The sequence below is a fragment of the Paenibacillus sp. FSL H8-0283 genome, assembly GCF_045040675.1.
Taxonomy (GTDB): Bacteria; Bacillota; Bacilli; order Paenibacillales; family Paenibacillaceae; genus Paenibacillus; species Paenibacillus amylolyticus.
Genome location: NZ_CP150295.1, coordinates 1004031 through 1015971, shown reverse-complemented (window position 1 = coordinate 1015971; position 11941 = coordinate 1004031). Strand labels below are relative to the sequence as shown.

The window sequence follows — 11941 nt, the reverse complement described above, 5'->3', positions numbered from 1 at the left end:
ACTACTTCTTCTGCTTCTTCTCCCGAGCTTTTTCCACATTTTCTTTCACCCGAAACTCCACAATCCGGCGGATCAGATCCTCCGGCAATGGCTGGTCCAGCGGAAACTGGACAGATCCCTTAGCCCCTTTGTACTTGGAGAGTTCCTCCTTAAACGCCAGAATCCCCGTGGGAGCAGGGTAAAACCCAATATGATGCTGGTAAGCGGCAAAATGAACCAAATTCCCATGCTGTGCATACGTAGGCATCTTGTAACTGATCTTCTCTTCGGCGTTCGGAGCCGCTTCACGAATAATCTGTCTTATTGCCTGTAATCTCACCTGTACATCAGGTGCAAACTCCGAAATATATTCATCTACCAGCACCGAATAATGGTTACTCTCAGCCATCTTGGACTCCTTCCACCACGGATACATCAATGGATTCGTGGTACGGGCATATTTGCTTATATTGTACTTCAAATGGACAAGCGGAACAGCTATTTTCCTGCAACTTGGAATGTTAAATTTGATTTTTAAGTGAACTAAGCCTTATAATACGTTTAAACAATTAAACATTATAACGGAGTGAGCCATGAACGAGTCGATGGGTAACCAAAAAGTTATTGATATTTTCGAGAATCTAAGTCCTTATCTTCAAGGTTTGGGAGACCCCGTTCGCCAGCGAATCATATCGCTGCTCATTGATCAAGAGAGCATGAACGTATCGCAGATTGCAGAGCATGTCCCCATGTCACGCCCTACGGTCTCTCATCACTTGAAAATATTGCGTCAATCCGGGCTGTTATCGGTTCAGAAAAAAGGTACGGAGATGTATTACAAGCTGGAGTTCAACGATGCGATCGAATTACTCAAACAGCTCGTTCATCTCGTAGAAGTGGAATGTCAGAGCTAGCGCATATCGCGCTGGTGAACTGCATTCCTTTTCTTCACCCTTATTGGTTTAATAGTTTAAACATATAAGTACATGAACATATCAACGGAGGTATATCGAATGAATAGAAAAAGAGTTCTTATCGCTGGAGGTTATGGTGCTGTAGGTGCACAGCTTGCCCGCATTTTGCATGACAGGCATCCTGATCTGGAATTGGTACTGGGAGGCCGTTCTGCGGGTAAAGCAGCACCTTTTCCATCCAATCGTGTCCAAACGGTTGTTGTTGATACCCATGCAGACGATCCACTGATTCACGCAGGAGAGAATATATCGCTAATCATTAATGCAGTGAACGATCTGGATGATCGGCTACTGGTATCGGCAGTGCGGAGAAAAATTCCACTTATCGATATAACACGCTGGACTGAGGTGTTCAATCAAGCGATCCGTACAATAGAGCAGGAAGAGCTTCATGCTCCGGTAGTGCTGTCCTCTGGATGGATGGCAGGAACGGCGTCACTCTTTGCCATGATACTTTCTAACTCTCTGCAACATGTCGAAGTAAACATTCATGCCCTATGGTCGCTGCGGGATAAGGCCGGCCCTGACTCGGCAGCCTTCATGGACCGGATGAGTATTCCTTTTCAGATAACCGAATCCAATACACATCGACTCGTCTATCCCATGACAGATCCGATCAAAGTTCATTTCCCGAACGGGTATACGACTCCATGTTACAGATTGGATACACCCGATCACGTCACATTACCTCATACCAGCCATATCGATTCCGCCAGTTTCCGTATCTCATTCGATAGTAAGGTATCTACATATGCTCTCGCCGGATTGGTCAAAACCGGAGTATGGAAGATGATCAGTGGTGAACGTTTCCAGCCATTCCGGCGGAAATTGCTCTATAATCCGGGAACCGGGAGTGCACATCATCTGGTCATTCAATTGAAAGGGCTGGATGCGAAAGGAAACGACGTTAAACGAACGATAACAGTCTCTGACCCACTCGGTCAGACCCACATGACTGCACTCAGCGCTGCGGTGCAAGCCGAGAAGATACTGATGATGCCAACGGACAAGCCTATGGCTCCAGGCATCTATTATCCTGAGCATCTGTTCGATGATCGAATGGACATGGATGCAGTTACTCATTTTTTCAAACAATACGGCGTTCAAGTATCCCATTCCTGATCCAGACATAACAAAAAATCCGCGAAGCCGCTCACTGCAAACAGTGGGACCATCGCGGATTTTACGAATTATAATGGAGGGATCTATCGTATCAAGTACAAACTTGGGTCTGGAATTATAGTGTCATAGCCCGACCATTGCGCATCAGGTAATCTTCTTTTGTTTTGTAATCCGGCATGATGCTACCGATCCGCCGCCAGAAGGAGCGATCATGATTCATGTGGTGAATATGGCACAGTTCATGAATGATGACATAATCGATCACTTCCAATGGCGCCATCGCCAGGCGATAATTGAACGTAAGTTTTTTGTCCCAGCTGCAACTGCCCCACTTGGTGGGAGAATCTACGACTTCTACTGACTTCGGCTTCACCTTCAACTCCTGCTGATAGCGACCGATGCGCTCCCCAATCATACGTTTACACTCGGCAAAATAAAACTTCTTCAAATTCGCTCGTAGCTCTTCTTCTGTCAGACCCTCTACAGGAATTAAGTCATGCAGTGCATGCTCCTTGCCAAAAAGCAGAAACTTCCCCTTGCCCTCATCTTCGTATTCCTTGGCTTGAGGACCTTCGAGCGCCCGCTGCATCAGTGCGGATTTCTTCAAAATTACATCCCCGTGCTGCTCTACAAGTTGCCGGATCATGTCTTCACTGGTACCATTGGGTGCTTTGATTGTTACCATATAAGGCAAGTCCATCGTGATGGACACTTTCTTGCGTTTGCCGTATTGGATATGACAGTTAATGCTGTGATTATTTAATTCTATAGTTAACATAACGCGCTCCGCTTCTGAAATTATTCAACCAAATTAAATTGTATACCATCTCCGGCTATAATGCATACTGTTCGGCGATATATATGTTAGTATTGTATTTTTATACACGATTATGTATTATTATTTAATTATAAAATCGGAGGTTAGATATGACGCATACTACGGATTCAGAATACAAAACCATTGAAGAACTATCCCTTAATCACTGGCAACCCTTGTCCACCTTACTGTATGACGGCTGGGTACTGCGTTTTGCCAAAGGATATACCAAACGTGCCAACTCCGTTCAACCGATCCACTACTCCACTCTGGATGTGTATGAAAAGATTGAGGAATGTGAGCGCATCTATGCTTCCAATCAGTTAAATACCATATTCAAAATCACACCGTTTATTCAGCCGGATCATCTCGACCAACTTTTGCAAGAGAAAGGGTATGGCGTTGTCGATCTGACCCGCATCCAGACTCGGAGTCTGGAAGAGATCAAAGAGCCTGTGCACCAATCTGTACAGATCGACGAACAGTTGACCACAACATGGCTGGATCACTTTTGCCGGTTGAATCAGGTGAATGATCTGCAACGGGAAACGACCGAATTAATGTTGGACAACATCCGGACAAAGGTAGGTTTCATTTCGCTGTTGATTGACGGGCAAGTCGTCGCTTGTGGGTTCGGTGTCATCGAACGTGGCTACATTGGATTGTATGACATCATAACAGACGCTAACTTCCGGAATCGGGGACTTGCTGAACAGATGATCTTGCATCTCCTGCATTGGGCAAAAAGGAATGGCGCTACGTCTAGTTATCTGCAAGTCGTTGCGAATAATGCACCTGCCTTGAAGCTTTACGCCAAGCTGGGTTATTCAGAGATTTATAGCTATTGGTACAGAGTCAAAGAATAGAGTGTTTGCTAATCAAGCTTAGCTTGTGGATTTTATCATATTCAGTCTGACAAACAGATTAATTCAAAACAACATCTTGAAAGCAAAACTACCCTCCTCCTATGAAGGAAAGGCAGTTTTTAATTTTTCTTAGTGATTGTCCAAAACTCTTCACATCGTTCAGCAGTACCCCCTGCGCTTTTCTACAGAGGCAGCTTCACCAGCACCTCATATTTCATACCGGCTTGTATGTTCTTGATGATGTCGCCTTCAATCCCTTGGCCGTCAACATGCACTTCAATCGTCTGGACAGTTGCATCCTTCTTCATGTTTACATTCAGCTCAGCCCCGCGGAACAACCGCGTAACTGATGCCTTGTTCCAATCTTCTGGTAACTGCGGCCGCACTTGAAGTCCTTCTGCATGACCTTGCAGTCCAAACAATCCGTCGATCAGGCAGCGATACACCCAAGGTACTGTGCCGGTGTTGAACAGATGACTGGAGCGCCCAGCTGTACGTGGGAATTGCCGATAAGCTCCGCGATAATAATTCGGGATAAATACAGGTAGCTGACCCCGCTGGAGAATATCCTCGCCATCAGGGCCCGGAATCATTTTACGCAACAGACGATACGCCTTCTCCTTCTCGCCCACCAGGTACAACGCATAAATATAGAACGCCGCCGCGTGATTGTACACAGCACCATTCTCTGCACTTCCCGGATGTTTCTGCGTGACACGACCTACATCCTCCCGCATGGCGGTGAAAGACGGCGCGAGTTTCTCGACACCATATGGCGTCTCCAATTGCTCCTCTACCGCACGAATTAACTTCTCCTGTTTATCTTGATCCGCAGCACCGCTCATAAGTGCCCAGCTCTGAGGATTGATATAGATGCGCCCTTCCACGTCTTTGCTTACACCAAACACTACGTTATCATCCGTAATTCCGCGGGCATACCAGTCCCCATCCCACAGATACTCATTGGCTACCGCATTGGTCTGAGTGGCTTCCTGACGGAATTCCGCTGCAACCTCGCCATGCCCTGCCTGTTCACCAATATCTGCCCACACATTGAACGCATATGCCGACGCAATGGTTAACCAGCCGGATACCCCTTTGCCTTTGTACCCCACCATGTTCATCGGATCACACCAGTCACCCTGATTGATATAGTTCAACCCACGCGCATCACGCTCATGGATCAACCAGCGCATTGCAAGATTCATATGCTCCAGTACGGAAACCTTTTGTTCACTGTCTGTAAAAGCAACTTGTTCCTCCAAAATGCTATAGTCATTCGTTTCATCCAAATAGGTCTTCATACAGACTGGAAGCCAGATACAGTGATCGGTATGAGGAACCTGGTTAATATATTTCAGTTCTGCGTCTGGGTGCAAAATAATGCCGTCTGGCATCGCGCCGCTTATATGCTGCTGAGAGAGAGCGGTCAAGAACGCAGCCCGTGCAATCTGCGGCTGAATGTAACTCATGCCCATGTTGTCCTGCAAATAATTCCGCGTCTGCGGATCAGTTGTAAGACGATTCGTTTTGCCATGATAGTACATCTGACGAGGTAGCCAGTGATTCACGACATTATCTAACCAGCTGTCCGGTGTCTGAATCTGGATGTTCCCTTGCCCTTCCGCAATATAACCAGCATACTCCTGTTCTGCTGCGACGAAACCATCCTGTCCATCCTTATTCTGCTTCACAAAATAATGCTGACGAATGCCCTCAATCTCTGTCTCATCATGAGCCGGACCAAAGATGAATCGATACGCCTGCTCCGCTCCTGCTTCCAGTTTGACTCTATATTGCAATACAGCGACAGGTGTCTCATACCGCGCATCTCCACCTGCGAGTGTCTCTGACTGAAGCGCCGAAGGATTATGTAGTCCACCTTCGCCTTCAAAAGTCTCATGATTTACTTCCCAGCCAGTCGGTTGGTGATCTGCAAGCAGATAGGTTTTGTCGCTGTAATTTTTGATTTTGCTATAATCCTGATATTTCTGATACGGCGTAATCGCCGAGCAGACAATGCCCTGCAAATCTTCCACATATGAACCGGATTGGTTCATCCAGGACATATAACCGACCGTATAATACGGGTAGATACTCAGCTTGCGTTTTCTCGAAGACAGATTGGTTACCTTCACACGCCATAGCTCCATGACATCTTCCTTCGGCAGGCGCAGGGACATCTCGATGCAAATGTCGTCCTGAATCACTTTCCAGTGAATATCGTGTTTACCGACAGCGAACGTATAGCTATCCGCCTGCTTGCGAACCGGTTCATACGGGGCTGAGAAAATTTCGCCACTTATTTCATCTTTAATGTAGACAAACCGTCCCGGATGGTGGGCATAGTATGGTTGCTCCGGTTGCATAAACGTCTTGGCTTCCAGGTTGGGCGCATACGAGTATTTAGCAGGTTCGGGCTGCATGAATTGGGCCACCGCGTACCCCCGGCAATTCACATGAATCATCATCTTTTCATTCCAAAGGAATCCGGATGCCTTCGGTAAACTTGTCGGGCTTGTTAGTTCAACATATTGATTATCTTCCGTTGCTTTAATCATCACTGAACCTCACTTTCAGATTATGGAGTTAAAAGACAGAAAACGTTTTAGGTAACTTGTATACAACTTTGTCCATTATAACACGGGAACGCTTACAAAGAACTGAAAACTAAAAAAGAGCTGAGAAACTCAGCTCCGATTACGCTCCAATTGTTTCTCGATGCCCAACCTGTCGATCTGTATCCAATACTCTGCAATTTGTTCGTTTTCCACTCGGTATACTGCACTGGCAATTTCAATCACCGGGAGGTTGGTTGGACTGTATCCGTCCACTTCGCCAACATGGGTACCGGTTTGTCTCCAGCGAACATAAACTTTATCGCCTTGCGTCAGCAACTCCTGAATTTCGAGTGAAAATTCCCCGTAAGCTTCGATCATTTCTCGCACATGATCTGCATAATCGGAAGGTGTTCGGGTGACCGTGACCTCAGCTTCGGATATTACTTGATGAGCCAGTACTTGTTCCGCCATCACGCTGCTTGCATAATCAGGATTTCGGCCTGATCGGACTTCTTCAAAAAAGGTTCTGACAATCTGTTCTGCTGTCATACGCCAATCCAGCCTCCTCAATTATTCTTCTGTTATATATATAAATATGTAGTAACTCTTGTATTTTAACATGGTCCCCCCGCTATGGAATTACAACTGTTCTATTGTTCTACAGGACTTAAAACCTACCCTCTCACCTTGACAATGCGTCAATATGACCATAAACTAGCAAAGGATATTAGGAAATTAATAGGAGGTTTGGCCGTTAAGAGGTTCGAGTATGGGTTTTAACCAATTTTGATAATCTTTCGGTGTGTAGAAACGTAGCATTAGAGCAACTCAGAAAAACAAGAAAGCGGTGTATCATGAAACGTCTATTTTTCATTATGTTTGCACTCACCCTGTTACTGGCTGGATGCCAGAGTACTGAACAGGAGAGTAGTCCGTCCGAAAATAACCCTACAGAAGTAGTAGAAGGTTCTACCATTTTAAGTTTGAAGCAGAAATACGGCTCTGAATCGGAACAAGCGATCATGCCGATGTACAATGTAGCTCAGGATGAAGAATTTACGTTCAATTTTAAAGCAGATTTAGGAAAATCTAATTGGTCCCTGAGAGATACCATATCCGTACATACCGATATTAAAGCACTCAAAGCAAGTGAAGTACCTTTATTATCAGATATTCATGACAATAGTATTTCTATTAGACCTCTTGGATGGGGCGTTTTAAGTTCAGATTCCATGATGAACAGGGGCCAAAGTTCTTGGGGTGGTGCCCCCATTTATTACATTCGTCTGAATTATGATCCTGACGCAGAGAACATGACGTTGCTCGATGAACCCATCATTATTCCGTTTACAGTGAAGTCAGAGTTACCTGTACCTAACCTAAGATACGAAATTGACAAAGATAGACGGTTCAAGTTGGTCTGGGACAAGGTTGAAGGTGCCACAGAATATAAAATTTATAAACGTTCTGACCTAACCAACTTCGATACAAATGTAGCTCTAACTGGCGCAGAGGACGCGTTCAGTAATAGTCTGCCTTTAGATATTGCGGTAACGACAGAGACGTCTTTCAATGATTTTTTGAGAGACGGAAAAGGCGGGCTAGGCACTTATAATGAAATGATAACTACCACTCAGAACCATGGTATACGAGGAGAATATTACGTCACTGCAATCGGCGGAGGCAAAGAATCCAATTTTAGCAGAGGTGTCCCTACAGCTCCGCTTGCTTCCCAGTTGCCAACATCTCTGAAAGAACAATTGTATAGGGAGAAATTAAAGAATATAGATGTACTTCCTCAGAAAGCAACAGTTGAGTACAATGACGGCTCTCTAGCTCGTGAAACCATTGTCTATGATACCAAAAGCGTAGAAATTTCAGAGTTCAATGAAACGAATATTCCTTTTCATATTAAAGGAACAGCTCTGAAAAGTTACGTGCGTGTAGAAAATGTGACCCAAGCAGACCTGGACAGACTTGCTCAGCAAACCGTAGCCGATTCCAGCAACGGACTGGTGGAACCAAAGAATGACACACCTTACGTTCCTGCACCTGATGTGCCAACGATCATCAACAATCATGATGCACCTGAGTCTGCAACGGAAACAGAGGAAGCACCGGCTTCGGAAACTTCAACTCCAGAGTCTACAACCGATACTGGAACGTCAGAAGATGCAACTGATCCTCTATCTACTGAGGCTTCCGATGATACTTCTGATAATTCTTCAGATATGGCTTCTGAAGAAGCTTCCAATGAAGCACCTGCTCCAGCTCCCGAAGCTGAAGAAGACAACCTGGTAGATGAACAGAAATCCAATACACAGCAAAATGTAGAACAAGGTAATCAGGAAACCGTGCCTCAGCCTGCTACAGGTGATGCAATGATCAATGCAGATTCCGCATTGGAAGAAGTTTTAGCCAAAAATATGATTGCGGCACAAGATAAAATTTCGTTAAAAGCTTTTCCCGAAGCTCAAAATTTCTCGACACTCTCGGATGTTGTTCTGAAAGTGATGTACCAGAATCCATTGATTCTTGGTGTGGAAGGTTTCGAATACAACTATGGTACACTTACCCTTTCCATTTATTACAATGAATCGGCTAGTGGAATCCAGAAGAAGCAAGATGAGATTATTGCCAAAGCAAACGAAGTGGTGGCTTCCATTATCAAGAATGGTATGAACGAAGACGAGAAACGGAAAGCCATCTACGATTATCTGAACGATAACGCGAAGTATGATGATGCAGCGCTGGAAAATGCGGAGCAAAACAACTTCAAAAATGTCGATCCACAGTTTAATGACTCGTTTACCACATACGGTATTCTGGTCAAAGGAGTTGGGGTATGTGCCAGCTATGCTTCCGTTTACAAATTGCTCTCCGATCTCTCGGGATTGGAAAGCATCGTTGTAACGGGCGCTTCCAGCGGCGTTCCACATGCATGGAACAAGGTCAAAATCGGGAACGAATGGTTCCATGTCGATGCCACCAACAACCTGACGAACTCCGGCATCCCGTATTTCCTGTACAACGCCAATGATGAGACTGCTGCAAGTCAGAAAACGATAGCGGATCAAGATTATTGGCTTGATTCCGAGCTCACGATGTTTAATGGCGAGAGCGATGCCAATGATTATTATGTGCAGAATGATCTCGAAGTCGCGTCCATTAATGAGTACAAAACCAAGGCTGAGAGTGAACTCAAAAAAGGAGAGAACCGGGTCATTCTCCGTTTCGCCTCACCTGTTGACTCTGATGAGCTGATGACAGCTGCCGGTGAAGCCCTCGCTGCAGTGGATGAAGCCCTTCTGAATACAGCACAATTAGCCACGCTAGGCAGTTATGCCATTCTGGACCCGAAACCAGAGCAGAAGTAATTTTATTTTCATAAAAAAATAACATAACAATAAAACACTCCATTCACCTTCATCGGGAATGGAGTGTTTTGCTTAAATTTCCTATGAGTACTGACCTAGGATTTATAGGCCTTTTATATCCAACGTTTACGGACTAACCGTACCGCCATTTGCATTCAGTGTCTCTCCGCTCACATAGCTGGATTCCTGGCTTGCCAGGAACACAAATGCCGGAGCCATCTCGGCAGGTTGTCCTGCTCTACCAAGCGGTGTATTGGAGCCAAAATCGGCCAGCTTCTCGACTGGTTGTCCACCCACGACCTGAAGTGGTGTCCATACCGGGCCTGGTGCAACAACGTTGACACGAATTCCTTTGCTACCCACCTGTTGCGCCAGCGCTTTGCTGAACGTGTTAATGGATGCCTTCGTTGTCGCATAATCCAGCAGGATTGGCGAAGGTTTGTATGCCTGAATCGATGATGTGTTGATAATGGAGCTGCCCGGCTTCATGTGTTTCACAGCTGCTTTGCAGAGCCAGAACATGGAATAGACATTTGTTTTGAACGTTGCATCGAACTGCTCGGTGGTCAGATCCGCAATCTGCTCCACAAACTGCTGTTTACCTGCCACGTTAGCAAGGATATCAATCCCGCCAAGCTCTTTTACCGCAGATTCAATGAGTTCTTCACAGTATTTCTCATCCTTCAGGTCACCTGGAATCGTAATTGCTTTGCGACCGGCTTCCTCAATCAGCTTCACAACTTCCTGCGCATCTGCTTCCTCTTCCGGCAGATAGGCAAGAACGACATCCGCGCCTTCACGAGCAAACGCAATCGCTGCCGCCCGGCCTATTCCGCTGTCGGCTCCGGTCACAACCGCTTTACGTCCTGTTAAACGTCCGCTGCCTTTATAACTTTTCTCACCCGCATCGGGAACAGGGGTCATCTCACGCTGGAGCCCCGGCTCATCCTGTTGCTGTTTCCACTCCGGTGTCGCCTTTGGATATTGGGTCGTTGGATCTTGCATGGTGTGCTGATCTTGATTAGCCATGTTCAATTTCCTCCTTGGTTATTTACACGATACCCATCGTATAAACGTATTTTTTATTTGTTGTGAATTTAATTTGCGTAAAAGTTGCACTCTTTCCTTTGTAACCGAGTTGGGTGAAATTTAAACTAAGCCCGCCAGAATTCCATGACAGTCGTCTAACATTGAATCTCCAGTGACAGGAGGTTGTATAATGAATCATGAGGTGATCTCGTTGAATGCAAACAAAGAACCCTATTCCATCGGTGAAGCAGCCAAACTGATCGGCTCCACGGTGAAAACGATCCGTTATTACGATGAGATTGAACTGTTACAACCCTCCAATCATACGGAAGGCGGGCATCGACTCTATACAACGCAAGACCTGTGGCAACTCGAACTCATTACAACACTTCGTTATCTGAATTTCAGCATACCGGATATTCGAAAGCTCATGTCGGGTGAACTGGCGGTAGCACAGGCACTGGATCTGCAGATTGAAGCGTTGGAAACCCAGATCGGCACGATGAATTCCATGCTCTCCGTTTTGCAGCAAGCGAGGCAACATGAAGAAGAAACTTCACTGCGCTCGGAGCAGTCTCTTACCTACATCTCCAGTCTGGTAGAATCCCTGACGGCCAATGCGAGCAGGCGAAAACAATTTGTTGCTGCCAAGGTGGATGAATCCCATCTGCTGGACAGCATTCCGCAGGAGTGGAGAGTGTCGTTTCTGCACTTTTTTGATAAATACATGATGAAAGATACCAAACTGACGGCTCAGCAAACACTGGCCTGGAAGGAAATTCAGGAACTGATCAATGATCCGGCCTATTGGGCTGATCTGGCTCGGCTGGAGGTTCCATTCTTCATTATGGTGAATCAACCACAAGTCGAAGCGGACGTCTGGGTGAAAAAAATGGAGGCTATTCGCATTCGTACTACCGAAGCGCTGGACAAGCGTTGGGCAATCGATAGCCCTGCTGTGCAAAGCATGGTGTGGGACTTTGTGTTGATGTATGCAAGTGTCGAGCATGCCGAAACACCTGAAGTATTTTTCAGCAAACAGGCCCGATATATGCTGGACTCTGTGACGGATCGCATTCTGCGTTTTAACAAGCTGTGCAAGGTGATGAATCCCGAATGGAGCCAGATTGTAGATGGCATTAACCTGTTGCAGGAGGGCATGCGGTTACGATTAAAACAAATGGAAGAAGACTGAACTCCAGTCTCCTTCCATTTA

10 protein-coding genes are annotated in these 11941 nt (G+C 45.9%); 5 read left to right on the top strand and 5 right to left on the bottom strand.

Translation table 11 applies throughout. The features are described from left to right. Position 1 precedes the first annotated feature (1 nt). Entirely contained in the window at positions 2–388 is a 387-nt protein-coding gene (locus MHI52_RS04620) for an iron chaperone (RefSeq protein ID WP_405159352.1), read from the bottom strand. A 184-nt stretch (positions 389–572) separates the two neighbouring features. Here MHI52_RS04620 and MHI52_RS04615 point away from each other — a divergent pair, with 184 nt between their 5' ends. Together MHI52_RS04615 and MHI52_RS04610 are read left to right on the top strand one after the other, a co-directional pair. Beyond that, a complete protein-coding gene (locus MHI52_RS04615; RefSeq protein ID WP_017690570.1) occupies positions 573–893 on the top strand; it encodes a helix-turn-helix transcriptional regulator in 321 nt (106 codons plus the stop codon). A gap of 99 nt (positions 894–992) precedes the next feature. After that, positions 993–2075: a saccharopine dehydrogenase gene (locus tag MHI52_RS04610; RefSeq protein WP_405158558.1), complete on the top strand. Its 1083-nt coding sequence runs from the start codon at positions 993–995 to the stop codon at positions 2073–2075. A 115-nt stretch (positions 2076–2190) separates the two neighbouring features. Here the strand turns inward: MHI52_RS04610 and MHI52_RS04605 are convergent, their stop codons facing one another. Continuing rightward, a complete protein-coding gene (locus MHI52_RS04605) occupies positions 2191–2853 on the bottom strand; it encodes a M48 family metallopeptidase (protein WP_036668307.1) in 663 nt (220 codons plus the stop codon). A gap of 149 nt (positions 2854–3002) precedes the next feature. Between MHI52_RS04605 and MHI52_RS04600 the strand changes: the two genes are divergently transcribed. Further along, positions 3003–3758, top strand: a complete 756-nt coding sequence (locus MHI52_RS04600; protein WP_405158557.1) for a GNAT family N-acetyltransferase — start codon at positions 3003–3005, stop codon at positions 3756–3758. Between the two features lie 182 nt (positions 3759–3940). On the opposite strand, the gene MHI52_RS04595 is transcribed toward MHI52_RS04600, so the two are convergent. Then, positions 3941–6319 carry a GH36-type glycosyl hydrolase domain-containing protein gene (locus MHI52_RS04595; RefSeq protein WP_405158556.1) on the bottom strand — a complete coding sequence of 793 codons (2379 nt, stop codon included), beginning with the start codon at positions 6317–6319 and terminating at the stop codon, positions 3941–3943. Between the two features lie 129 nt (positions 6320–6448). Beyond that, entirely contained in the window at positions 6449–6868 is a 420-nt protein-coding gene (locus MHI52_RS04590; RefSeq protein ID WP_405158555.1) for an ester cyclase, read from the bottom strand. A gap of 305 nt (positions 6869–7173) precedes the next feature. On the opposite strand from MHI52_RS04590, the gene MHI52_RS04585 reads away from it, so the two are divergent. Continuing rightward, entirely contained in the window at positions 7174–9696 is a 2523-nt protein-coding gene (locus MHI52_RS04585; RefSeq protein ID WP_405158554.1) for a transglutaminase domain-containing protein, read from the top strand. Between the two features lie 126 nt (positions 9697–9822). Here the strand turns inward: MHI52_RS04585 and MHI52_RS04580 are convergent, their stop codons facing one another. After that, positions 9823–10725 carry an SDR family oxidoreductase gene (locus tag MHI52_RS04580; protein ID WP_405158553.1) on the bottom strand — a complete coding sequence of 301 codons (903 nt, stop codon included), beginning with the start codon at positions 10723–10725 and terminating at the stop codon, positions 9823–9825. Positions 10726–10915: 190 nt separating this feature from the next. Between MHI52_RS04580 and MHI52_RS04575 the strand changes: the two genes are divergently transcribed. Further along, a complete protein-coding gene (locus MHI52_RS04575) occupies positions 10916–11920 on the top strand; it encodes a MerR family transcriptional regulator (protein WP_315372512.1) in 1005 nt (334 codons plus the stop codon). The last annotated feature ends 21 nt before the right edge of the window (positions 11921–11941 follow it).

Coding starts and splice junctions, on each gene's coding strand:
- MHI52_RS04600 (WP_405158557.1), top strand. CDS start 3,003: ATGACGCATACTACGGATTCAGAATACAAAACCATTGAAGAACTATCC.
- MHI52_RS04605 (WP_036668307.1), bottom strand. CDS start 2,853: ATGTTAACTATAGAATTAAATAATCACAGCATTAACTGTCATATCCAA.
- MHI52_RS04620 (WP_405159352.1), bottom strand. CDS start 388: ATGGCTGAGAGTAACCATTATTCGGTGCTGGTAGATGAATATATTTCG.
- MHI52_RS04610 (WP_405158558.1), top strand. CDS start 993: ATGAATAGAAAAAGAGTTCTTATCGCTGGAGGTTATGGTGCTGTAGGT.
- MHI52_RS04580 (WP_405158553.1), bottom strand. CDS start 10,725: ATGGCTAATCAAGATCAGCACACCATGCAAGATCCAACGACCCAATAT.
- MHI52_RS04595 (WP_405158556.1), bottom strand. CDS start 6,319: ATGATTAAAGCAACGGAAGATAATCAATATGTTGAACTAACAAGCCCG.
- MHI52_RS04575 (WP_315372512.1), top strand. CDS start 10,916: ATGAATCATGAGGTGATCTCGTTGAATGCAAACAAAGAACCCTATTCC.
- MHI52_RS04585 (WP_405158554.1), top strand. CDS start 7,174: ATGAAACGTCTATTTTTCATTATGTTTGCACTCACCCTGTTACTGGCT.
- MHI52_RS04615 (WP_017690570.1), top strand. CDS start 573: ATGAACGAGTCGATGGGTAACCAAAAAGTTATTGATATTTTCGAGAAT.
- MHI52_RS04590 (WP_405158555.1), bottom strand. CDS start 6,868: ATGACAGCAGAACAGATTGTCAGAACCTTTTTTGAAGAAGTCCGATCA.